Here is a 23976-nt window from a genome sequence, read left to right on the forward strand (position 1 = left end):
AGATATGTAGTCTCGTACTCATGTCATCATACAACATGGCTATAAGCAAGTCGATCGGGACACGCCGCCTTATCAGTAATCACGATCACATCAGATGCTTGCTGAAGATAAGATGAAGGAACATCAGGTGTGATCGATCCATTGAGCGTTTTCCAGAGAATCTCACGTTTATGCGCACCAGAGACTAAAAGTAAGGTCTTACGCGCGGCGAGAAGATGATTCATGCCACAGGTCAGTGCTTCTGCTGGCACATTGCCCTCGCCCCAGTAGACCGCATTGCTCACGATTGAGGCCGGTGTCAGCTTGACCTGACGCGTCGGATCGGTCGCTTGCGATGGCGGTTCATTAAAGCCAAGATGTCCATTAGGTCCCAGGCCCAGAATCGATAGATCGAATCCTCCGGCGGCCATGACTGCCTCATCGTACTTCCGGCAAGCGGCCACAGCGTCATCCATCTCGCTGGACAGGCGCGTGATACGCTCCCAGGATAATCCCAGAGGATCAAGAAAAGCTTTCCGACTCCAGTCAAACAGCGAGCGCGGATCTCCTGACGGGACACCTTTATACTCATCCAGTTGAAAGGGGCGTAGCTGACTCGCATCAACTAATCCCTGTGCGCGTAAGCTCGCCAGTTCTCGATACGTTTGCAGAGGCGTGTTGCCTGTCGCGACCACAACGGAAAGGGATGGACGCTCATTAATGACGTCGGAGATGAGTCGGGCGGCGACCCGACTCATCTCCTGATGATCTTCTGTAACAATCAAGCGTATACTCATTCGTTTATGCTTTCTATGTTATTTTAACAAACGCTCAGGCAGATAAGCCCGATGAGCAGCTGCCATCTCATCATAGATCGCCTCGGCCTTCTCCCATGAGAAAACCAGCGGATTACTTGCCAGGGCACGAATAGCGTCGATCCGCGTGCCGCTCCAGGCCGCCTCGGCGGTAAGTGCCTGATACTCACCTAGCATCTTGACGAGACCACGGACCTGAGCTGGTAAATGTCCCTGCACGAGAGGCGTAATCCCACTATGATCGACATAGCCAGGCATCTCAACCACCAGATCAGCGGGGAAGTCGGCCAGTGCGCCTCTGTTGGGCACATTGACATACCAGACCTCCTGACGGCGATTATAGATCGCATCCATCACATCGATAGCCAGCTCCAACTCGTGGATGCCACCACGCGAGTACTCGGGGTTCAATTCTGGATTATCGCTTTCCGCCTGCTCATAATAATGCTGCCAATAATCAGGCACCTTGGCCATGATATCCTGCGAGCGCGTCGTCGGCTTGGCCTGAAGTTCAGCCAGAATCTCTTCTTTATAGTAGTAGTATTGGAAGTATTGACTCGGTAGGGAGCCCATCTCGGCCGCAAGCTTTAACATACGCAGCTTTGAACGAGGAGTCTGACCTGCTCGCGCCAGACGCTCATAACCCTCCCTCAGCAAGGGGATAAAATCCTGTCCGTCGTAGAGATGCCTGATGCTCCAGGAGCCATGATTCAATCCGACCGAGACGGCATCCAGTTTAGAGGGATCGAGTCCAATCATCTCCGCGTATTCGGGATTAAAGATCATCGGTCCCTCGCAGAACGAGTAGGCCGGGATGTTTGAATGATGAGTGACTGCCTCCGTCACAAGGTTAATGGGATTGGTGTAATTAAAGAGTCGCGCATTGGGGATGACAGCCTCCATGTCTTCGATGATGCCCTTGATCACGTGAATGGAGCGCAAAGCCATAAAGAAGCCACCCGGTCCTTGCGTCTCCTGGCCAATCACGCCATGCTTGAGTGGAATACTCTCGTCGAGATAGCGTGCCTCAAATCCGCCTGGACGATAACTCGTCAGCACAGCATCACAATCTTGCAAGCCCTCACGTCGATCCGTCGTGGCCGAGATAGTGATATCCAATCCTCTGACACGAGCCATCTTCTGCGCCAGTTTCTGCACCACGTTGAGGCGTTCTTGATCGAGATCGATCAAGACAACCTCGGAACCATTAAAGTTTTCTCCCTGATGAATCATTGAAGCCATCGTGCCAGCTCCGCGTGAGCTGCCACCACCGATATAGGCCATTTTAATCCGTGCCATAATCTTATCTTTCTCTTTCTAAAGGCATAGCAGCCTTCACGTTATGACTCTGTGCTGAGCTTCTTGTCAGCGTTGATATTCTGAACCGAAGAAACAACCGTCGCAAGCATCTCAGGCTTACGCTGCTTGATTTGTAAGCGGGGATTGGAGATCTCATCGATACCAAAGTTGATCAAGGCCAGCGCGACACCCAACAGAGCGATGCTAAGTCCAGGCGGCAGAAACCACCACCAGATACCTTCGACCAGCGCTCCTCGATTTTGCGCCCAGTAGAACATACTCCCCCAACTGACACTTGAGCTATTTCCCAGGCCAAGAAACTCAAGGCCGGCGGCCGCCAGAATGACATAGATCACGGTGCCGATAAAGCCCGCAACGATCAGCGCAAGTTCGTTGGGTAGGATCTCGTAAAAGACGATCCGCCAGCCGGACTCTCCAGAGGTACGAGCCGCACTTACAAAGTCCCGATTGCGCATGGTCAGCGTCTGAGCACGCAGGACACGCGCCTGCCACGACCAGCTGGTAATCGTGATCACAAATGCCACCGTCCAGTCGCCTTTGACCGGAAAGTAGGCGGCCATAATAATCGCCAGCGGAAGCGCGGGAAGAATCAGGAAGACGTTGCTCACCAACGAAAACACCTCATCGACTGCCCCACCTGCATAACCACCGACCAGTCCCACAACAATCGAGAGAGCCGTCACCATCACGCCAGTGAACAGGCCCCAGAAGATCGAAGCGCGTGTCCCCACCACCAGTTGAGCCAGTACATCCTGTCCCTCATCGGTAGTGCCCAGCCAGTGAGAAGCCGAAGGATTCTCCGCCAGCGCCTCGGTTACCGCGTTGGGGTCTCCGTGGACCAGCAGGGGACCAAAGATAGCTATCAACACAAAAAATACGAGGATAATTACGCCGATCAACACCTTTTTATTATGCGCAATCAGGTGCCAGGCTCTACCAAGACCTCCTTGAGGAGCAGCCTCTGGCAGCGGAAGCGCCAGGCCCGCTCCGGTCAGGCCACTGACAGAGGTAGCCTCAATACTGGCCTGCGACTCCTGATCGATTTCCGGCAGATTATGATTGTCGAGAGGTTCTTGAGGAGTAGACGATTGACTCATAAGACATTTAACTCCTTTGCTGCCGTGTACGAGGATCGAGCAGGACATAGAGCAGATCCGCCAGCAGGTTTGCTATCAGGACTGCAACCGTGATCAATAAGAAGATACCTTGCATCAAGGCATAATCCGCCTCCTGCACCGCCTTGAGCAGCGCATAGCCAATGCCCGGATACGAGAAAACAACCTCCGTGAGCAGCTGACCACTGATGACAAATCCCAACGCCAGCGCAAAGCTCGCAATATTGGGCAAGATAGCATTACGCGTCGCATACGAGAACATGACTCTCCATTGCGAGAGGCCCTTCGCTTCGCCCATCAACACATAATCTTCCGCCATCGTCGTAATCATCATATTGCGCATCCCCAGCATCCAGCCCGAGATCGACGAGATAACAATGGTAAAGGCAGGCAGGATGCTGTGATAGATAGCATCTCCAATAAAATCTGCGTTCCAACCAGGATTCGTCGAGGGATCATAGCCACCATTGAGCGGGAAGATCGGATAGACGAATCCCAGGATGTAGAGCAGTATCAATGCCAGCCAGAAATAGGGAATCGACGAAAACAGCGTCATCAAGGGCGAGAAGACAGTATCAAAGACGCCACCACGTCGCCAGGCCGCAATGATGCCCAGCAAGGTTCCCAGCACAAAGCTGATCACTACCGAGACGCCCGAAAGCAATAAGGTCCAGGGCATATTCTGCGCAATGATGGTGCTCACGGGCGTGGGAAAGTAGGAGATCGAGAGACCCAGATTCCCGTGGATCAGGTTATTGATATATTGAATATATTGCACCCACAAAGGATCATTGGTAACACCAAACTGGATGCGCAGCGCTTGTAATGCCTGCGGTTGCACACGACCATGAAAGCGGGCGATATAGATCATGGCAGGATCACCGGGAGCCAAACGCGGCAAGAAAAAATTCAAGGTGATCGATGCCCACAACGAGATCAGATAAAAACCAATGCGTCTGAGTAAATGCAACATCTACTTGACTCCTTCCATCCAGGACAACTCTGTCAGGATCATCACGACCCAATGCAGCGGCGCGGCTCCGCCGTGCTGTCTGTAGCTCGTACGACAACGTTCCCCAATGAGGTTCCATTGAGACAGCCTTCCCTTGAGAGCCGCACCCAAGCCGCTTCGTACAATTCACAGACAGCACGGCGGAGCCGCGCCGCTACGTCTGCTTGCTTGATCTCTTTCAGGGAAAGGCTTCCTTCTATGAACAGGTCGCAATGACCATCGACAGAGCATTACGCTACCTTTAGATGCAGTAGGACATAGGCAAGATCTGGATTGAAGTAGTTACCGGGTGAGGCATAAGGATTTTTAGGATCAGGCCAGCCGGTATATTTCGTCGTGTTGTACTCCGACCATGTCACATCATAGAGCAGAGGGATAACTGGCAGTTGCTCCACCATAATCTTCTGAAGACCATCCATCGCTTGCTTCTGCGTAGCGGCATCGGTGGTGGTGGAATATTGCTTGAGTAACGTGTCCGTTGTTGCATCCTTCCAACGCGAATAGTTGGTCGTCGCAGCCTGACCAATTGGTGCCGTATTGGCGCTGTTGAGCAGGGCATTGTAGGCGTAGAATGGACTTGGACCCTGGGCCGCACCTGTGATGGTGACGTCAAACTGACCCGTTGACTGCCGGGATTGATAATCGCCCAGACCGATGGAGTTGGTGCTGGCATTGATGCCTGCGCTCTTCAGGTTCTGCACGGCAATCTGCACAAGAGCAACCCAGTCGCTAAAACCGGATGGAACATCGATCTGGAAGCTCAGCTTTTTGCCATCTTTCCCAACGTAGATGCCATCAGAGCCCTTCGTAAAGCCCGCGCTCTCCAACAGACTGGCAGCCTTATTTGTATCTACTTTGAACGCGCTATCCGCATATGCCGCGTTCAGGTTCTTGGCTTGCTGCGAGGGAATGATGCCGGTTGGATGTGCCACTGGTTCATAGCCTTGTTCAGCGACATTGGACATCTTGGTGCGATCAAGGGCTGCGCTGATGGCCTGACGTACGGCTAACTGGTTAAAGGGCGCTTTTGTCAGGTTTAATTGGAACATGGTAAAGTCGACAGGTTGGAACCAGTAGTGATGATGCGTCGAGTCACGATCGACAAAGAGCTTCTGCACATTATTGGCCGGGATGCCGGTCCAATCAACCTTGTTGCTATAGAGCCGTAGCTCGATGCCCGCATTATCGTTCGAGGCTGGAAATTGCACTTCATTGACGGCCGGTTTACCAGGCTGCCAGTAGGATGTGTTTTTGACGACCGTGACATTCTGACTCGAAAACGATTTATATTTGAAGGGACCAGAGCCAACAGGATTCGGATTGGCAAATTTCACAGGATCGCTGACGCTCGACCAGATATGCTCGGGCACGATGTAGGTCTTGGTGGCGATATAAAAGTTCTGGGTGGAGTCGGGTTGGTTAAAGGTAAACACGACTGTCTGCGCATCAGGCGCTGCGACGCTCTTCAGATAGGCCCAGATGCCGTTGGTATCGAGTCCTGGATACTTATGCATCAGATTAAAAGTAAAAGTCACATCGCTGGAGGTCAATGCCTTGCCATCGGACCACTTCGCAGCTGGATCAAGCGTATAGGTGATGCTTTTGGAGTCGTCAGACATCTTGCTACTCGTGGCCAGCCAGGGAGAGACAGCTCCAGTAAAGACATTGGTAAACTGAAGCGGCTCATAGATTGAGCCGTCGGTGGCGGCCAGCGCGGATGAGGAAAAGGGGTTAAAGTTGAGCGTAAAATCTCCGGTAGGTCCGGTATCTACGATCAATGGGCTGTTCTTGGATGCGCTGCTGGATGCGCCTCCACAGGCGGCTAACACCGTGGAGAGCAGACAGACGAACGTTAAGAGCAATGCACTCAGGCGTGCTTTGCGACGAACCATGATACCTCCTTGTAGGTAGGAAGAGACTCCTACGCGACAACTTTGTCTGATTGGCTAAAAGCATCAAAATGCAGGTACGTCAGGAAAATAGGCATAACAACAGAATGTCCTGACATGATCTAGTCAGACCATTAACATTCTGGAGTGGCTGAAGGCGTCTATTCTTTTTGAGAGATGATATAGCTCTTCTCAGGTTCCCTGAATGACACTGAGCGGATAGCGCTGCGGATGAAATACTCCAAAGGAGACTTCAAGCGGCTGACGTTCATTATCGTATGTCACCTGATCAACCGTCAGAACGACTCCCGGCTCTGATAACTCAAGCATTTCAAACTCTTCCGCGCTAGCAATACGGGCGCTGATCTTCATTCTGGCACCGGCTAAGGCACAACCATACCGATCTTGCAGCTCACTATAAAGCGATACAGTCGTGAAATCCTGAGCAAGAATATCCGGACACAGGGCATGCGGTAACCAGTTATAGAGAATACCTACAGGCACATCATCCAGATATCTCAGGCGGACAAGTTCCACAACCTCACCGCTGGTAGCAAGCTGCTGCATCAAGGAGGGAGACGCTGGCATAATGCGCGCAGAGAGGACACGGCTACGTGGCACCTGCTTGCGTTCGCGTGCTCCGCGAGAAAAACTCAAAAGCGCAGCGAACTCGTTAGGCTGCTCATGCTGATCGGCCACAAAAAATCCCTTGCCCGGCACCGTATAAAGGTAGCCGCGCAAAACAAGATCATTGAGAGCCTGTCGCACCGTAATCCGACTCACCTCCCACTTTTTGACCAGATCGCGCTCCGATGGCAGGCGACTATGAGCAACCAGAGCGCCGGTCGTAATCTCATTCAGCAAATAGTTTTCAATCTGTTGATAGAGAGGAGTCGCTAACTCGCGTGAAATCACATCTACCTCCATCGTAGCCAGACATCTGGTCACAACTGGTTATGACCAGTTCGCTGTTCAGAGTATAGCCGGAACAAGCTGGCATTGTCAAGGTTATTTGGGCGAATTTCGCCGGATTTAACGATAAATTTATTAATACTAAAGATTACGATAAATAATCTCGCAGCATAAAAACGCTACTGCCATACTAATTGTGCTATTTATAAATACTACGTGCCTTCATTTTATTTTTAAAGCCTGATTAAATAGAAGAAATATTGCCAGAATAGACAAGAATATTTTGTTTCATACAAAAAACAACAATTTTATGTGAGACTAAGGCTAAACCATGCGTATATTACAATATAAGCATCTGACTACTTTATTTTTACAATGAAGGAGGCGTCATGCGCCAAATCCATAGCAAAAGCGGACTCGTTACTGTGGCGAGTATTTTATGTGTGTTAGCCATCATGCTCTCGGCCTGTGGCAATGCAAGCAGCACGACGAGCACCCCGGAACTAGCATCGAAGCAGGTTCTACGTGAACCAGTCATCGGTGGTGACTTCGACTCACTTGATCCAGCCCTCACAGCAGGTGGTCTGGGAGAACCGACCAATATCATCTTTACAGGCCTGGTAGAAGCAGACGATCAAGGAGCAATCCATGATCAAGCAGCCCTGAGTCATCAAATCTCATCCGATGGGCTGACTTATACATTCAATCTCCGCAAAAACCTGAAATTCAGCGATGGCTCTCCATTAGATGCCAACGATTTCGCCTATAGCATCAATCGGGCACTCGATCCAGCCACAAAATCACCGGTAGGCGGTAGCTATCTCGGCCTGATCAAGGACTCCGATAAGTTTGCCAGCGGTAAGGTCAAGACGCTCATTGGTGATAGTATCGTGGTCAAAGATGCCAATACGCTTGTAATCACGATCAGCAAGCCAGCAGCCTATTTCTTATCGGCGATGAACTATTCGACCTCTTATGCAGTCAACAAAAAGTTGATCACCAAATATGGCGCCAGCTGGGTTGACCATATGCAAGAGGGAGCCGGCGATGGCCCATTCAAAGTCAAGAGTTACAGTCACACTACAGGGCTTGTTCTCGTCCCAAATCCTAATTACTATGGCACGAAGCCAAAGATCACAGAGATTGACGAGACAATCACATCCGATCGTGATGCCACCTTCAAATCCATGCTAGCTGGTCAATTCGATCTGGCACCTGTACCACCAGCCGATACCCCCGCAAATAAGAACAAGCCTGGCTATCAGACATCAAGTGCGCTGGCGATGCGCTACATCGGTATGAACTATCTGGTCAAGCCATTGGATAATATTAAGATCCGCCAGGCATTAGAATTAGCATTGAATAAAGACCTGATCATCAACAGTATCCTTGGAAAAGGCATTGTGACGCCAAGTTACCATATCATTCTTAATGGTATCCCTGGCTACAACAAAGATCTGAAAGGTCCGGCCGGCGTGACCACTACGGCTGGCGATCAGGCCAAAGCCAAGGCCCTGTTCCAGGAGGGATTAACTGAAGAGGGTTATGCCAACGCCAGCAAGCTCCCAACGATCTCTCTATCGTATGACAACAGCTACAAAGCTGGTGCAAATACCATGACAGCCGTCGCCAACGAATGGAAACAAGTGCTGGGTTTTAACGTCAAACTGGTTGGTGTTCAGCCCAGTGACCTGATTACTCAGGAATTTGCTACCATTGGCAAGCCTACACTGCAAATGTTCTATGGCAACTGGGGTGCTGACTACCTCGATCCTCAGGACTTCACAACCCTCTTCTTTGGTAAGGGAGCGCAACAAAACTCCTTTAACTACGGTCAGAACAATTCTACCGATGCCGCGGCTCAGCAAGCGGTCCAGGATCAAATGGCGCAGGCAGACACCACGCAGGACCCAACCGCTCGCTTGAAGTTGTATCAAGAGGTTGAGCAGAAACTGATCGATGATGTTCCTTACATTACTACCTATCAATCGTCCTATAGTTACCTTGTCAATCCCAAGTTAAAAGGTTGGAAGCTCTATCCGCTGGGAAGCATGGCAACCGATGACTGGGCAAACGTCTACTTTATCAAGTAAAGAACGTTGCATCTTTCCTGGCATGCAGGTGAGAAATGGGATAGTTTCCATCTCTCATACTGCAAGGTCTCATGACACATGTCGGGAAATAAGACGAACAGACCCATTATGCTTGAACGGGAGGAGACAGAGGATGACGCATTGTCGACCTGCTCTCCTCCTGCGAGAGCATTTTGCACATGACAAAGGATCACTTTATGACGCGATTTCTAGTCAAACGCTTCATCGGGTTAATTTTTATCCTGATCTGCGTTACCTTTATTACTTTTATTCTTGGTTATCTTGCCCCCAGTGATCCCGTCAGGGAATCGCTTGGGCAACATTTTACTCCGGAAATCTATGCCAGGTTGCGTCATCAATACGGATTTGACCTACCCTGGTATCAGCAGTACTTCAATTATGTCGTCCAACTCATCCACTTAAACCTGGGCACCGCCTTCCATCCGCAGCAGCGTCCCGTCTGGGATATCCTCAAGGATGGCGTTCCCATCACCGCCGAGCTTACCCTCTGGGGCACGATCGTCACCCTGATCGCGGGCATTCCGGTCGGTATCCTTTCGGCGCTCAGAGCCAATACCTGGGTCGATACGCTTAACATGGGCATCGCATTAGTCCTCTATGCGCTTCCCCTCTTTGTCTTCGCAGTCTTCGTGCAGTTACTGATCCTTCTCCTGGACAAGACCGGCATAGGATGGCCTGTCAGCGGCTGGGGCGATCCCTGGCAATATACCTGGACCGACATACAATATAAGATAGTTCCTACCATTACCTTCGCAATCGCCGGCTACGCCTATTTCGCACGCCTGACACGCACAACGATGCTTGAGGTGCTCCGGCAAGACTATGTACGCACCGCACGAGCCAAAGGATTGCCTGAGAGAGCTGTCATCTACCGCCATGCACTACGCAATGCGATCATTCCGCTGATTACCGTTATCGGACTCCTTTTCGCATCGCTCGTCAGCGGTTCATTCATTATCGAGAGTATTTTCAACATCCCGGGCATCGCCAACATTACGATCCAGGCAGTATTTCAACGCAACTATCCAGTCATTCAAGCCACCACCATCATGGTCGCCGTGGCTGTAGTGATTGGTAACCTGATCTCCGACGTTCTCTACAGCGTCGTTGATCCACGTATCACGACCGAATAACGATGAAATATGTATGTATCCCCACTAGTACAGAGGAGGACTGAAGATGGAGAAGAATGAGAAGGAGTTCCCAAAAGCTCCGTCAGACGCTTCCATCCTGGCAAGTAACACAACGGCTCCACAAGATGGAGCGCATCCATCGCCATACCTGATCCCGGCCGACGGCCCGACATCAGCAGCCCAGATTGTGGGACAGGAGATCCTCGACGCACCCGAATTTCACGAGGAGCCAACGGCCGATGCAACAGTATTGCCAAAGAGCCTGTCACCAGAGGAACTGCTCAAAGACAAAAAGAAGCATCCAGGCCCCACGCGGGCGGCTATGCAGCATTTTAAACGTGATAAGCGTGCGATGATCAGCGTCTATTTTATGGTATTTCTCGTCCTACTCACATTTGTCGTACCCCCAATCTATCAGCATATTGGTGGCATCTATGACAGCGACCTGCAAGGAAAGATTGGTCCGGAGGTCTACCACCGCTACGACCACCAGGAACTCAGTAAGGTCAACGAGGGGCCATCAGCTCAGTATCTTCTGGGAACCGATTCACTCGGCGAGGATATGTTGGCTCGCCTGATGCAAGGTCTACTGATCTCGATTACGGTAGCACTCCTGGTCGAGGTCGTTGATGTTGGCCTTGGCGTTACAATTGGTGTGATGGCAGGCTATTATGGTGGCTGGATCGACATGTTGCTGGCACGCTTTACCGATCTTGTCTTTGCCTTTCCGGGCTTACTCTTCGCGATCCTACTCACCGGTATCTTTGGACAGAACGCCAATGACTATTTCTCAAAATGGCCGCTGATTGGAGGCTTTCTGGGCAACGGAAATGCATCCCTGGTCATCGTCTCGCTGGCCCTGGCAACAGTCACATGGCCGCTCATGGCACGGTATGTACGCGGTCAAACGCTTCAGCTCAAAAACGAGCAATTTATCGAGGCATCCAGGACCATGGGAACGAAAGATTCTACCATCATGCGCAAGCATATCGTGCCCAACCTGATCAACATCGTCATCGTGACATCGACCATGAATATCGCAGGCACAATTATCGGCGAGGCAACCCTGAGCCTACTCGGACTCGGAGTAGTCCATCCCGGCTCCAGCCTCGGCCTGATGATTAATGACGGCATCGACCTGCTCGATCTCTATCCCTGGGATACCTTGTTCCCAACCATTATCCTCACCCTGATCGTGCTGGCAATCTCCTTTATTGGCGATGGCTTGCGTGATGCATTCGATCCTCGCGCCAAAAGCTAGCAGATGCGGACACTTAGCGCACGATGTCCAGTAGACCCTAAGGTGCGCTAAGCGTCCAATACTGTGAAGCGGAGGATAATCGTCTTCCCCAAAGAGATCAAGCCAGCAGACGTAGCGGCGCGGCTCCGCCGTGCTGTCTGTGACTCGTACGACCACGCTCCACATGAGGTTCCATTACGAGATCTTCCCACTCTGAATTGTCTCGTCGGCGTTGCTTCCAGATACAGATGGGACGGTGTCGTGCGTCCAGTGACAGCACGGCGGAGCCGCGCCGCTACGTCTGCTGGCTTGTCACCCCATCGCCTTCCGGATCTGTTTTGGAGACAGATCTTCTCTGCAAACGAGGCGCGATGACCGTGAGCAGAGCACTGCGTTGGTGAGCGTTTGCCTCGTGGCGTGCAGGGGCTATCCAGGAGATATGATACAATTTGTGAGAAGCACATATGAGCGCGCTGCGATCTACATAGTATCAAACATGCAAAAAGAAGGGGAGAACGTGGAAACGATCAGTCAAGAGCAGAGGCAAGCTCCGGGTTTTACGCGGAAAGATAGCCGCATTGATGAGCTCGTACAGAAACTTAATACCATTTCGGACCTCGAAGCGACTGCCAGTCTCAGCCGCTGGGATCAGCAAACGGCTATACCTGCTGGAGCTAACGGAGTCCGTAGCTATCAGGTGGCAACGCTGCAGGGGATCATTCATGAATATTGGACGGCACCACGGCTGGGCGATTTATTGAAAGAGCTGGGTGATGTCGTTGATGGGGCTTCTTTCACCGATGCCGATCGAGGATTGGTCCGCTGGACACAACATGCCTATGATCGAGCAACAAAACTTCCTCGCGATCTGGTTGAAGAGATAGAGCGTGTCGGCGTGAGTAGTGTCGAAGCCTGGGCCAGGGCTCGCACCGAGAACGACTTTGCCAGTTTCGCTCCCTGGCTACAGCGTACGGTACAATTTCAGCGCGAGGTTGCTGAACGCGTTGGCTTCCGCGAGACACGCTATGATGCACTGCTGGATGTCAGCGATCCCGGCATTACCGTTTCACAAATTGAGCGGCTTTTCGCACCGATTCGTGAAGTCAGCACCAGCCTGCTGCAACGTATCCAGGCCAGCGGACAAAGTATCGATAACTCATTCCTTCTGCAAACATTTCCTGTGGACAAGCAACAAGCTATCTGTGAACAGCTCTTACAACATATTGGATACGACTTCAAGCATGGAGCTATCGCACGCTCTGTACATCCATTTACCGCCAGCTTTGGCTCTCCAGACGATGTGCGGCTAACACTTCGCTACAATGAGCAATTTATCCAGATGGCAATGATGGCTGCTCTGCATGAAGGTGGACATGGGCTCTATGAACAGGGACAGAGTCAGGCGTTCATACGCACTCCTCTGGCGAGCGGTGTCTCCATGGGCGTCCATGAATCGCAATCACGCCTGTGGGAAAACGCCATCGGACGTTCTCTGCCATTCTGGCAGGGCAAATATGCAGCGCTTCAGAAAATGTTCCCGCAGCAATTCAAAGACGTCGACATCAAGTCCTATGTACGCGCATTGAATAAAGTACAGCCCAGTCTGATCCGCGTAGAAGCCGACGAGGTCACGTATAATCTGCATATCATCATTCGCTTCGAGATAGAACAGGCTCTGATCAACGGGGATATTGCCGTCGAGTCGCTCCCGGGGCTGTGGAACGCCAAATATCGCTCATATCTCGGGATCGAGCCTGACAATGATAGTGTAGGCATCTTGCAGGATATGCATTGGTCCTCTGGTTTCGGCTACTTCCCGAGCTATACATTGGGAAATCTCTATGCCGCCCAGATCTTCCACACACTCCAGCAACGCTTCCCCGATCTGGATGAGCGTCTGGCCCAGGGAGATACACGTTTCCTTCTCACTTGGCTACAGGAAAATCTATATTCTCTCGGCGCGATGTATCAACCAGAAGAGACAATCAAACGCGTGACCGGTTCGGAAGCAGATTCCCAACATCTGGTTGACTATCTGACCAACAAATTCACGCAAATCTATAATCTGAGTGCATAGCAACACTATCTATAATCGACCCGCTTCAGCACAAATCAGATAAAGAGAGAGCCTTCTCAGCCATCAAAATGAGAAGGCTCTCTCTTTTTTAGAAAACTGACAAGAATTGTGTGAGATGCATGCTGGAAGGAGCGTAATAGTATAAGTAGCTATGTCTCGCTGATATATCGATGGTGATTATCGCACAAGTATATCTCTCCTGCACTGGATAAGGAATCTTCACGGAAAACATGGGAAACGGGAAGATCATATCAAGAGGCAGGCAGTATTTATTTTTGGTGATGTTGCAATCCATGACTGTTTTGGAGGGATCCATGCACAAGAAATCTGGTAGCACACTATTGATCGTAGTATCGTTCATCGGGATACTATCCCTGTTATTGAGCGCCTGTGGCCCTGCGGGAACACCCGCAACAACTCAAAGCAACACAAAACCCGTCAAAGGTGGCACCTGGATCGATGACCTATATGAGGAGCCCGATTCGCTGATTCCCAATGGATCAGGTGAAACATTTTCTGTGCTCGTCGACGAAACTATCTGGACGCCACTTTTCTTAGGGAGTCCTGATGGAACGATCAAGCCAGGTCTGGCCGCCGAAGTACCGACATCAACCAACGGAGATATCTCAGCAGACCTCAAAACATGGACATTTAAGCTGAAACCAGGCCTGAAGTGGTCCGATGGGCAACCTCTGACAGCCAAAGATATCGATTATACCTGGAAGACGTGGGATAATCCCAAGTTTGGCGCGAATACAACTTCCGGCTTGAACCTGATTAAATCGGCGGATGTGTCCAGCGACGGCCTCTCGATCACCTTCCACCTATCGCAGGGATATGAACCATTTGTCGCGTCCTGGACTGAGGGAGGTCTGGCTCCCATGCCAGAACATATTTTCAGCAAAATCAACGTCGCCGACATCCTGAAATCTTCGCAGAACCTTCATCCTACCGCCACCAGTGGACCGTTTACCATGACGGAAAGCAAGCCAGGCGTATCCTATACGGTATCGCGTAATCCCTATTACTATCAGGCTGCGCAAGGACTCCCCTATCTGGATAAGATAGTCTTTCGCATCACTGCTGACCAGAACACAATCCTGAAGGACGTGCAAGCCGGTGCGGTAACATCTGCCTGGGCACTCGACGTCACGAAAACATCGACCTACCAGAAACTTGCGAACTACAAGCTCACCACCGCCCCCGCGGCATCCAGCTTTGAATCCATCTACTTTAATTTGAAGAACCCAGTCCTGCAAGACGTAGCCGTCCGTCAGGCCATCTCACAAGCGATTGACTATCCACAACTGATCAAGACCGCACGTCAGGGACAGGCAACGCCATTATGTACCGATCACCCCAGTTCTTACCATCCTGGCTATCAAGCCGATGTCGTCTGCCCCAAATATAATCCCACGGCAGCCAAAAAATTGCTTCAGAGCGCTGGCTATACACTTGGATCTGATGGCGTCTTCTCCAAAAATGGGAAAAGACTCGAATTTCAGTATTCGACCACGGCAAATAATCAGTGGCGGGCAGAGGATGAAGATATTATTCAAAACGATCTGAAAAACATTGGCATCAAAATTGATATCACCAATTATCCCGCCAGCACCTTTTTCAGCTCAATCTTGCCACAGGGAGTAGTGGGAAAATATGATCTGGCCGAGTATCAGCAATCCTTTGGCTACGACGCCGATGACAACTCAATAGCCGCTTGCGATCAGAGACCAAATGCCGCCAATAATTACAGCGGCGGTAATACGACCTTCTACTGCAATCCCGCGATGGACAAACTCTTCTCACACGAGGAAAGCACAGCCGATCCGGCAGCGCGCCAGGCCGTGTTCAACCAGATCCACAAGATCTACCTGACCGACTTTCCCTTTGTAACTCTGTATGCTCCCAAAAATCCCGGCATCGTCAAAAACGTCGGGCATAACTACATCATCAGTGATGAGGGATCTTCAGAAACTGTCAATGTCTGGAACTGGTATTGTACCAACGGCACGTGCTAACGTAAAATATCTTTTCGCTCACTGCGCCAATGCTACGCTGTGAGGGTGACCGTAGCGGCGCGGCTCCGGCGTGCTGTCTGTGACTCGTCCGAACACGCTCCTCATGAGGTTCCATTGCGAGATCTTTCCACAGCGAATCATCTCGTTTGCGTTGCTTTCAGATGCAGGTGGGAACGTTTTCGTGCGTGCAGTGACAGCACGGCGGAGCCGCGCCGCTACGTCGGCTGGCTTGCTCTCTTTGGGGCATCCGAGTGAGATAGGTGAGATTGGAAGCTGTTCATGTCAGACGGTTGGCGTTGCCAGATGTGTTCCAGCCACGCATGATGGTCCTGGTACCAGGTAATGGTCTGTTGCAATCCCTGCTCAAAGCGTGCGCGTGGATAGGCTGGCCGCCAGCCCAGTTGCAGCAATTTGGTGGCATCTATCGCGTAGCGCCGATCGTGGCCCGGGCGATCAGTGACATATTCAATCCGCTCTGCGTCCAGATGGAAGAGAGCCAGAAGCTTTGTGGTAATCTCCAGATTGCTCCGTTCGTTATCGGCTCCGATGTTATAGACGGTGCCAGGCTGGCCGCTTTGTAGCAGAAGATCGAGCGCGGTGATATGGTCATGGACATGCACCCAGTCGCGTATATTCTGCCCGTCGCCGTAGATGGGCACTTTTTCGCCTCGGAGAAGCTTGGAGATGAAGAAGGGGATCAGTTTTTCGGGGAATTGATAGGGTCCATAATTGTTTGAGCAGTGTGTGACGATCACTGGCACATGATGCGTCTTCCAATAGGCGCGACACATCACATCTCCGCCAGCTTTGGCCGCCGCGTACGGAGTATTGGGCTGGATGGGAGAGTCCTCTGTAAATTTATGTGTATCATCAAGTTGAAGCGATCCATAGACCTCATCGGTCGAGACGTGTATAAACTTCTCGATAGCGTGTAGCCGGACCGCCTCAAGCAGCATCTGCACGCCCAGGGTGTTGGTCAGGACAAATTCTTGGACGCTACCATGAATGGAGCGATCTACGTGCGTCTCTGCCGCGAAGTTGATGAGATGCGTGATGTTGTGCTCGGCGATGACTTGCTCGACATGGCTCAGATCAGTAATGTCGCCCTGCACAAAATGATAGCGTGTATCTTGCACCAGGGCAGCAAAATTGTCGATATTGCCCGCATAGGTGAGTTTATCGTAGACAACCAGTACTATAGCCGGATATTTTTCCAGCATATAATACACAAAATTCGTCCCAATAAAGCCAGCGCCGCCACAGACCAGCAATCTAATCATCGACCCTGGCGGGTTGATATTTATCATGAGCCTCCTGGACATACTCCTTCATCAATGAGGCGAGCATATCGAGCTGATCGGTGATACAGGCCATATGCGGACCTGGAATGACAGGTGTCGCCTGCGTATCATGCTCGAACTCGCTCCAGAGTGGACGATGAATGGCCTCTTCGCTGGACCAGATGAATTTGATACTCTCGTCGTTAAAGATCTGGTAGTAGGTTCCAGCCAGCCAGGTATACATGCCACTATAATCATTATAGAGCGCCTCAACTGGGGGAAACATCTTTTTGAGACGAGGCTCATTGGTCATCATGCGCAAGAAATCCTTTTTGAAAGGACCTGTGGGCGGACGCACGCTGCGATACAGGTGCAGCACGGCATGACGCAGGCGGAGATAGGCGTGCAGTTGTTTACGCTCGTTGATATGCAGCAGGGCTCCCGCTCGATGAATGATATGATGAGCGATCTGAGTGGTCTTTTTGACGCGGGTCGGCGTGATCAAAAGCAGCAGAGAGACTTGCTGTCCCTGCTCCTGCAATTGTCGCGCCATCTCGTGAGCGACCAGAGCACCGTTACAGAAACCTCCAAGTTGATAGGGACCTTCGGGCTGGATCGTGCGTACAGCCTTCACATAGACGGCCGCCATCTCGGGAAAGGTGAGTGGTAGATACGGTCCTGCGAATTTATAGGGATCAAGTGCATAAAAAGGTTGCTCACGTCCCATTGTACGAGCTAATGTGACGCAATAAAAAGGACCTCCATTCCAGTCACCATGAAGAAAGAAGAAAGGATTCTTAGATTTCCCTTTTTGAATTTTGTGCACAGGTGCCTGTGGATTGTTTAAAACAGCGGCAAGCGCTGAGGCTGGATCTGGTACAGCCGCCGCCGGCACAGAATTATAGAGAGCAACATCCTGTGAAGCAGCATCAACCTCAAAACGTGTTGTTTTCAACATAGCATCAATCCCCTCAAAATAGATAAGACCGGATAAGTAATAAAGCATCAGACAAACAATTGTCAAGCATATAACTCTGCTGTGAACAAAGGCCGATTAGATAGTTATAGTTATTTCATGATAAGTATTAAGCGCCGATATAGTACACTGAAAGACACGTGCCTGTCCCGATGGATGTAAAAGAATAGTTCTTTCACACGCCGGAGGTAGCGAGAAATAGTTATCTTCAGGCAAAAATTTTTCGGCATGAATGGCTACGGCATGCGCAAACTTCTGCGTCTGCAAGGTGAGCGCATAGGAACCATCAGGACGAGCTGCAGCATGCGCCTGAAGGCCAATATCGGGATTGCGCGTCGTAGGCAATCCCTGTGGGAAGTAATAGGCTTCCCCTAGTGACTCCTGCGTCTGCCGCGCAACGAGTGTCGCAACGATAAGATCATGGCCCGGAGGACCAAAACGATAGGCATAGGTAAGATCTTGAAAGTGTGACAAGAGCGCATCGACGTGCAGTTCACGGCCGCCATGAGGAGCCAGTTCCAGCACTTCGCTCACGGATTCAACCAGGATAGATGAATGACGATAGATCGAAATTTTGAGCTCAAGATCCAGCGCGGATGGACCATCATTGAGAGCATGCAGCCAGAGACCATTGACGCCCTCATCAGAGAAGAAGCACGTGGTCGGAGCCAGCACCCTTTTAAGATAGTAATAGGCCGCCTTGGGAGAGCCCGTAGCATCCATCACGCCCCAGCCCGCTGCTGGCCAGAGATCTCGATAAAACCAGATCAGACCACCATGGCAGCTTGAGCGCTGACGGCGCCATTCGGCATAGACAGCAAACATCACCTCGCCAGGAACCACGCGACTCAAGGCCAGATAACGCTCCATATCCGTATAGCGCAACTTCAGAGCATCAGCATCGAAGAGAGCCGCCAGATAAAAATCACGGATATCTTCAAAATCCCAGCCCGCCGCCGAATCGCGTGGCACACGCGCTTTCCACTTCGGATGGTGATAGATTGATTCTCCTGCACGCAAGATGAGATCAATGGTTGGATCTTCCGGCAGATTAGAAAATGAGAGACATTCTGTGACGAAGCGTACTCCACTACGTCGCGCATCATCCAGAGGACGCAGATAGGCACCCACCCCCTGATAATGTGAATTGCCCACATTGGCCTGAAATGGCAAGGCGCCGCCACTCGGTGTGGAGGACCAGTAAGGCAGGTCAACAAATGCCTGACACAACAACGGCAACTGCTGATCAAAATAATCAATCTGCGCCATCTCCGGCTCCAAGCCTAACATACGAACCTGTTGCTGAATCTCACTATTGCCGCAGAGCAGGGCCAGACAGGGATGCGTCTGCAAGCGATCAAGGATCTGAGAGCATTCATGCTGCACGTTCTCAAGAAAGGCCGCATTTGAAAAAGGATAGTCCATATTAGCAAACATAAAATCCTGCCAGACAAGCAATCCTAATTCATCGCAGAGATCATAGAAGAGATCCGTCTCATAGACCATCGTACCACTCACCCGCAACATATTCATGCCCGCCTGCTGCGCCAGTTGCAGAGCAGAAGCATATTCATCCGGGGTGCCGCTCAGCGTCACGATATCCAGAGGAGTCCAGCAAGCGCCACGGCTAAAGACATCAATCCCATTGACGCGAAAACCAAAATCGGTCGCATCGGCACCACGTACCAACTCGATGCGTCGAAACGCCAGACGACCACAGGCAACTGTTACGGTACTCCCATCGGCGTAGTTCAGCCTGATCGCCACAGGATACAAAGGCTGCGCTCCGTGCGTATGCGGCCACCAGGGCTCTACCCGCTCAAGCACAATCTCCCCCTGTAAAGCAAATCCCTGTTTATCCGGTTGGAGTGTCAGTGAGAACTCTCTCTCGTCCACGAGCAGCGCGGATGAGATCGGCTGCGGAGCTGCGATCGTACGAGCCTGGACAGCGACCGCAATCACGCCCGATTGATCATCCTGCAAGCTTGTCTTCAGGTGCACCTGTTCCAACGCAAAGCGTGTACGTTCCTCGATGTAGATGGGACGCCAGGGTCCGACAACCTGGATGGGAGGCGACCAACCAGGGATGTGTCCCAGCAAGGTTGTACGCCACCAGCGCAGTTGCTGATGATCCATCAGTTGCGGACGCCAGCGCGGACGCGGTTTCTTGACCGCCAGGCTGGCCTGAAGCGACGAGAAGCGGAGTACAATGGTATTCTGTTCAGTCAGGAGTGCAGTAATATCAAGCTCATATGCGCGAAACATATTGTCCGCATGTAAGATATGCTCTCCATTCAGCCAGACATCAGCCACAGTAGCAAGACCCTCACAGTGCAAAATCATCTGCCGATCTGACTCAACAGGAGGCTGCACAAAGGAGCGACGATACCACCAATCCTGAGCTTCCACGGATGTGGGCTGCGCGAAATCCCACTTGCGCTTCTGCTGATTTTTCTGAAGCGCTCCCATGACGGTGCCAGGAACGAGAGCCGGTTGCCAGGTGGATGTAGCAAGCTCATCCACCTGCTCCGGAGCGGTATAACCTCCTGGAGCAGTTGCCAACAGTTCCCAGTGCTCCCCTAAAGGATGCCGCTGATATGACGTCACAGCTTGAATACGTGCCATAAGAAAAATTCACACCTTCATCTATCAATAGAAATAATGCCTACCAGATAGAAGCAATCTGCTCCATGGCTTTATTCCAATAAGCCTCCATAGGATCAAGAAAAGCTTGATAGTCAAACGGCTTCTTTGAACGTACAGCACGAGCAGTCTTCAATAAAAGCACCTGAGCCATCCCGGAAATTTCTTCGCAAGCATTAGCAGCCTCACGCAAAGGCTCCCCTTGATAATCTGCCAGCCACTTCAAAAAATAGCTCGCATATTCAAAGCTGGCCCCATACTGACGCATGGTAGCAAACGCATCTTTATGGAAATCCGCCAGACTATGCTCCGCCAGAGAATTCAAATACTGTTCGAAATAGCGCCGATATGAGCTAAAGGGATTCACCTCCGGACGGCGCTCAAAATGCTCCCGCAACAAATCGACCGCAATCACAGCCAATTCGTCATCCGTACGCCTCTTGAGTCGATCGATCTTGGCATATTCGACGTATGGAGGCAGCGGCAGCGTCGCTGGATCTTCGCCGAGATGAAAGATTTGCTCGAAATCGCTCCCATGCAGCGTATATAAGCCGCTATTATGGAAATAATCCAGCTCACGCGCCTCAATATCGATGCGCTGAATTCCTACGGTTGTCTTTTCATGCTCGCGATGATAGCTGGTATCGCCAACATCGGGCAGATAAAAAGCGTCAAGCTCGACCAACACCAGGCGATGGCGCAACGTCTGCGTCAGAATATGCTGTGGTAGGCTATCCCAGATCTGAAGTTCCTGCACATCAATGCCGTAGAGCAAGAAAAGATCGTGCAAGGGAACTTTAAAAAATGTCCATTGATCGCCCTCAAACTCAGTTGTCAGCGTAAAGGCAAAGCTGGCAACGGGATTCAAGTGCAACGAATGCAGCATCTCAATCCAGAGATCAACATAACAGTTAGATTGCGGCCAGAGTGTCTCTCCCGCGTGAAGCCAATGTGATCGATAGTTCTCGACAGAAATAGTTTCAAGTGTCTTATTCATGTTCATAATCTTTTTTTATATTCTCAAACTAAACGTTGAGCTTATAGAGTTTTTGACCATAATTTTTGTTGTACATCTGAAGGCCATTGCGCGACATCAAAACCATGCGCACGAAAGAGGGCCAGGGTGATGCGCTCAAGACCAAAACCGATGCAGGCTGTATGTGCTAACTGTCCATCTGCCGTCTTGATATGGAACTCTTCGCCGAAGTGCTCCTGGTGATAATTCACCGAGACGATGGCTGTGGTAGGCTGATCAGTATTGACCGGAGCAAGCAGCTCGTACTTGAGATCTTGTTCCTGCTGGCTGGCGGCCAGAAAGCGTCCACCAGGGCCGAAGAAAGGATCATTGGCGGGGGCCAGGATAGGATTCAAACCGATCGAGCGCAGCAATGCTTCTCCATCTTGCTTCCACTGCTGATGCCAGGCCTGGACGGTCGTAATATCAGCCACCCGTACATACTCACGTTGGCGGAAAGCTTGCATACGAGCAGGTTCCAGAGATGGCTCATTCCTGAAAATATAAGAGCAGACATCAAAGCGGCGTCCGCCTTCAGGCAAGGTAGCGTCAGCAAGGTACTCGTAGATTGGATAGCAGGCGGCTGGCGTTAAAACAAGCTCGGTGGAGGAGAGATGATGACCCCAATCCTGCTTATTTTCTACATCTTGTAACAACTCATTGTGCTGCCGATGCTTGCCCTTGAAGGCGTGCACGACACCCAGCAGTTGTGGGAACGAGCGTAGATAGCCACTCTGAACCGTCGCTTGACGACTCATCACAGGAGGGAAGCGCATCACTTCGGTCTCCGGGGTGCGACCCACGGAGGTGATCAGATCCTCCAGACGCGAGACAACATCCTCAAAGAGACCACTACGACCGTACACACCTTGCACTGGAGAGGGGATGAGAAGACCCTGCGCACATAATTGAGTCAGAAAAGATGTCTCGATGGTTTGAGTTTCTTGTACCATTGTATGCTTATCAACTTTCTAGCACATAGATAAAACAGGGATATTATATGTTATTGGCCATAAAGTATAAACGCTATTGTTCACGATGAATGAGCAATAAAGCCGCATTGGTAATAGCCAAACGATCATTACTAATCATCAAGCTGGCGGAATAGGAGTCACGTAGATGGCGCGCCACACTGAACGGCGAGTCCTCACTATATCCTGCCATGCCACAAATATAAAGTGCCTGCTGCACAATTTTTACCACGAATTCCGATGAGAGCAGCTTCACATTATTGAGTTTAATCGCATAACCAAGATCAGAAGAGGCATCCTCGATATGTTCCCAATCCTGTAACATTGTCTCATATTCACGCAGCGTCTCTTGTATCGTCGAGCGCATCGTCTGGAGCAGGCCAGCCGCCTCAACCAGATGACCATCTCCGGGGAGAGCCGTGACACGTAGCTGTCGAGCCTTGCCATGCATAAATTTCCGCGCACGAGCGAGAGCATCAGTGGCAATGCCCTGCCAGCAGGAGGACCAGAGCAGATGAGAAAATGGTACCATTGTCTGCGCCGAGATATCAGCGAATGGGACAGGAAAGATATGATCCGCAGAAAACGATGAGGCAACGGTGAAGCTCGGACTGCATGTACCACGCATGCCCAGTGGATTCCATTTGCCGGTTGTCACAAGATCGCATTCGGAACGGCGCAAGAGCACAAATGCCTGATCGCTGGAAGCCGCATCCACGGAGCGGCGAGCCGTCGCCAGAAAACCATCGGCGTACTCACCATACGAGATAGCCGTCGACTTTTTGAACAGTTTACGCAGCTGCTCTCCCTCAGACTCAATGCCCGCGATACTGGTACGCACATCGCCACCGACGCCAACTTCAGAGGTAATAGAGGCCAGCAACAATTGCTGTTCAGCAATCTCCCGCAGATACTGTTGGAAGAAAGGCGTGTTGCCATGATGAACCAGACAGGCCACCTGAATCTGATGCATCGCCCAGACCATCGCACTTGAAGCACAATATTGTCCAAGCACCTGAGCAATGGCGGCTAGCTCAGAGATACTACAGGACAGGCCGCCAAGTTCCGCCGGGATGTATGCAGCCAGCAGGCGCTCCCGACGTAAGGCATCAATAGCTTCACGGGGAAAGCGAGCTTCGTGATCGACGGCGGCGGCAGCAGGTGCAAGAACCTCAACACCAATCGTATGGACTTTCTGTAGCAGCTCAGGAAAAGAGACAGTACGACCAGTCATAGAACTTACCATTTCCATAAATAAATTTAGGCTCCTTTAATCGGGCTATTCGTTAGATCATAATATGGACGCGTGCTCCCCAATCTCATTTTGCAATGTTCATTGGAAAGATGAAAAGATGTATTCATCAAATGAACGCTGAACTACAAGTTTTTTCATTTGTTTTGAATCGATAAAAATTTGAAGAGGAATGGAGAGATAGTTAGGACAAAGTATAGTATAGTTTATTTTAC

18 protein-coding genes are annotated in these 23976 nt (G+C 51.0%); 6 read left to right on the plus strand and 12 right to left on the minus strand.

What is annotated here, in order from left to right; translation table 11 throughout:
• Positions 1 to 26 precede the first annotated feature (26 nt).
• The 6 genes from AC27N8_RS06690 to AC27N8_RS06715 form a co-directional block, all read right to left on the minus strand.
• Positions 27 to 776 carry a 6-phosphogluconolactonase gene (locus AC27N8_RS06690; RefSeq protein ID WP_487065224.1) on the minus strand — a complete coding sequence of 250 codons (750 nt, stop codon included), beginning with the start codon at positions 774 to 776 and terminating at the stop codon, positions 27 to 29.
• An 18-nt stretch (positions 777 to 794) separates the two neighbouring features.
• Positions 795 to 2093 carry a family 4 glycosyl hydrolase gene (locus AC27N8_RS06695; protein ID WP_487065226.1) on the minus strand — a complete coding sequence of 433 codons (1299 nt, stop codon included), beginning with the start codon at positions 2091 to 2093 and terminating at the stop codon, positions 795 to 797.
• 41 nt (positions 2094 to 2134) lie between these two features.
• Complete coding sequence (locus tag AC27N8_RS06700; RefSeq protein ID WP_487065228.1) at positions 2135 to 3211, minus strand: ABC transporter permease; 1077 nt, start codon at positions 3209 to 3211, stop codon at positions 2135 to 2137.
• A gap of 7 nt (positions 3212 to 3218) precedes the next feature.
• Positions 3219 to 4202 (minus strand): ABC transporter permease, encoded by a 984-nt coding sequence (locus AC27N8_RS06705; protein ID WP_487065230.1) that lies wholly within the window; start codon positions 4200 to 4202, stop codon positions 3219 to 3221.
• A gap of 269 nt (positions 4203 to 4471) precedes the next feature.
• The gene (locus tag AC27N8_RS06710) at positions 4472 to 6133 is read right to left on the minus strand and encodes an ABC transporter substrate-binding protein (RefSeq protein ID WP_487065232.1); all 1662 of its coding nucleotides are present in this window, start codon (positions 6131 to 6133) and stop codon (positions 4472 to 4474) included.
• A gap of 189 nt (positions 6134 to 6322) precedes the next feature.
• Positions 6323 to 7045, minus strand: coding sequence for a GntR family transcriptional regulator (locus tag AC27N8_RS06715; RefSeq protein ID WP_487065234.1), 723 nt, complete (start codon positions 7043 to 7045; stop codon positions 6323 to 6325).
• A 386-nt stretch (positions 7046 to 7431) separates the two neighbouring features.
• Between AC27N8_RS06715 and AC27N8_RS06720 the strand changes: the two genes are divergently transcribed.
• The 6 genes from AC27N8_RS06720 to AC27N8_RS06745 all read left to right on the plus strand — a co-directional run bounded on the left by AC27N8_RS06720 (position 7432) and on the right by AC27N8_RS06745 (position 15624).
• Positions 7432 to 9135, plus strand: coding sequence for a peptide ABC transporter substrate-binding protein (locus AC27N8_RS06720; RefSeq protein ID WP_487065236.1), 1704 nt, complete (start codon positions 7432 to 7434; stop codon positions 9133 to 9135).
• Positions 9136 to 9332: 197 nt separating this feature from the next.
• Positions 9333 to 10289, plus strand: a complete 957-nt coding sequence (locus AC27N8_RS06725) for an ABC transporter permease (protein WP_487065238.1) — start codon at positions 9333 to 9335, stop codon at positions 10287 to 10289.
• Positions 10290 to 10335: 46 nt separating this feature from the next.
• On the plus strand, positions 10336 to 11550 hold the full coding sequence (locus AC27N8_RS06730; protein ID WP_487065240.1) for an ABC transporter permease: 1215 nt from the start codon (positions 10336 to 10338) through the stop codon (positions 11548 to 11550).
• Positions 11551 to 11613: 63 nt separating this feature from the next.
• Positions 11614 to 11904, plus strand: coding sequence for a hypothetical protein (locus AC27N8_RS06735; protein WP_487065242.1), 291 nt, complete (start codon positions 11614 to 11616; stop codon positions 11902 to 11904).
• A 142-nt stretch (positions 11905 to 12046) separates the two neighbouring features.
• Entirely contained in the window at positions 12047 to 13606 is a 1560-nt protein-coding gene (locus AC27N8_RS06740) for a carboxypeptidase M32 (RefSeq protein WP_487065244.1), read from the plus strand.
• Positions 13607 to 13920: 314 nt separating this feature from the next.
• Positions 13921 to 15624, plus strand: a complete 1704-nt coding sequence (locus tag AC27N8_RS06745) for a peptide ABC transporter substrate-binding protein (RefSeq protein ID WP_487065246.1) — start codon at positions 13921 to 13923, stop codon at positions 15622 to 15624.
• A gap of 215 nt (positions 15625 to 15839) precedes the next feature.
• Here AC27N8_RS06745 and rfbB read toward each other — a convergent pair whose 3' ends face one another.
• The 6 genes from rfbB to AC27N8_RS06775 all read right to left on the minus strand — a co-directional run bounded on the left by rfbB (position 15840) and on the right by AC27N8_RS06775 (position 23761).
• Complete coding sequence (gene rfbB, locus AC27N8_RS06750; RefSeq protein ID WP_487065248.1) at positions 15840 to 16931, minus strand: dTDP-glucose 4,6-dehydratase; 1092 nt, start codon at positions 16929 to 16931, stop codon at positions 15840 to 15842.
• Positions 16897 to 17862, minus strand: coding sequence for a thioesterase domain-containing protein (locus tag AC27N8_RS06755; RefSeq protein ID WP_487065250.1), 966 nt, complete (start codon positions 17860 to 17862; stop codon positions 16897 to 16899). The genes rfbB and AC27N8_RS06755 overlap by 35 nt, the downstream gene beginning before the upstream one ends.
• Before the next feature lie 96 nt (positions 17863 to 17958).
• Positions 17959 to 20505, minus strand: coding sequence for a glycoside hydrolase family 2 protein (locus tag AC27N8_RS06760; RefSeq protein WP_487065252.1), 2547 nt, complete (start codon positions 20503 to 20505; stop codon positions 17959 to 17961).
• A 40-nt stretch (positions 20506 to 20545) separates the two neighbouring features.
• Positions 20546 to 21520: a DUF1839 family protein gene (locus tag AC27N8_RS06765; protein ID WP_487065254.1), complete on the minus strand. Its 975-nt coding sequence runs from the start codon at positions 21518 to 21520 to the stop codon at positions 20546 to 20548.
• 41 nt (positions 21521 to 21561) lie between these two features.
• Positions 21562 to 22491 (minus strand): amino acid--[acyl-carrier-protein] ligase, encoded by a 930-nt coding sequence (locus AC27N8_RS06770; protein WP_487065256.1) that lies wholly within the window; start codon positions 22489 to 22491, stop codon positions 21562 to 21564.
• Between the two features lie 73 nt (positions 22492 to 22564).
• Positions 22565 to 23761 (minus strand): acyl-CoA dehydrogenase family protein, encoded by a 1197-nt coding sequence (locus AC27N8_RS06775; RefSeq protein WP_487065258.1) that lies wholly within the window; start codon positions 23759 to 23761, stop codon positions 22565 to 22567.
• Between the last annotated feature and the right edge of the window lie 215 nt (positions 23762 to 23976).

It is taken from the genome of Dictyobacter sp. Z7_2, assembly GCF_057551105.1.

What these genes read in the sequence shown, in the direction of transcription:
- AC27N8_RS06730 (WP_487065240.1), top strand. Translation starts at nt 10,336, where the DNA reads ATGGAGAAGAATGAGAAGGAGTTCCCAAAAGCTCCGTCAGACGCTTCC.
- AC27N8_RS06700 (WP_487065228.1), bottom strand. Translation starts at nt 3,211, where the DNA reads ATGAGTCAATCGTCTACTCCTCAAGAACCTCTCGACAATCATAATCTG.
- AC27N8_RS06710 (WP_487065232.1), bottom strand. Translation starts at nt 6,133, where the DNA reads ATGGTTCGTCGCAAAGCACGCCTGAGTGCATTGCTCTTAACGTTCGTC.
- AC27N8_RS06745 (WP_487065246.1), top strand. Translation starts at nt 13,921, where the DNA reads ATGCACAAGAAATCTGGTAGCACACTATTGATCGTAGTATCGTTCATC.
- AC27N8_RS06775 (WP_487065258.1), bottom strand. Translation starts at nt 23,761, where the DNA reads ATGGAAATGGTAAGTTCTATGACTGGTCGTACTGTCTCTTTTCCTGAG.
- AC27N8_RS06770 (WP_487065256.1), bottom strand. Translation starts at nt 22,491, where the DNA reads ATGGTACAAGAAACTCAAACCATCGAGACATCTTTTCTGACTCAATTA.
- AC27N8_RS06760 (WP_487065252.1), bottom strand. Translation starts at nt 20,505, where the DNA reads ATGGCACGTATTCAAGCTGTGACGTCATATCAGCGGCATCCTTTAGGG.
- AC27N8_RS06705 (WP_487065230.1), bottom strand. Translation starts at nt 4,202, where the DNA reads ATGTTGCATTTACTCAGACGCATTGGTTTTTATCTGATCTCGTTGTGG.
- AC27N8_RS06720 (WP_487065236.1), top strand. Translation starts at nt 7,432, where the DNA reads ATGCGCCAAATCCATAGCAAAAGCGGACTCGTTACTGTGGCGAGTATT.
- AC27N8_RS06690 (WP_487065224.1), bottom strand. Translation starts at nt 776, where the DNA reads ATGAGTATACGCTTGATTGTTACAGAAGATCATCAGGAGATGAGTCGG.
- AC27N8_RS06725 (WP_487065238.1), top strand. Translation starts at nt 9,333, where the DNA reads ATGACGCGATTTCTAGTCAAACGCTTCATCGGGTTAATTTTTATCCTG.
- AC27N8_RS06765 (WP_487065254.1), bottom strand. Translation starts at nt 21,520, where the DNA reads ATGAATAAGACACTTGAAACTATTTCTGTCGAGAACTATCGATCACAT.
- AC27N8_RS06755 (WP_487065250.1), bottom strand. Translation starts at nt 17,862, where the DNA reads ATGTTGAAAACAACACGTTTTGAGGTTGATGCTGCTTCACAGGATGTT.
- AC27N8_RS06695 (WP_487065226.1), bottom strand. Translation starts at nt 2,093, where the DNA reads ATGGCACGGATTAAAATGGCCTATATCGGTGGTGGCAGCTCACGCGGA.
- rfbB (WP_487065248.1), bottom strand. Translation starts at nt 16,931, where the DNA reads ATGATAAATATCAACCCGCCAGGGTCGATGATTAGATTGCTGGTCTGT.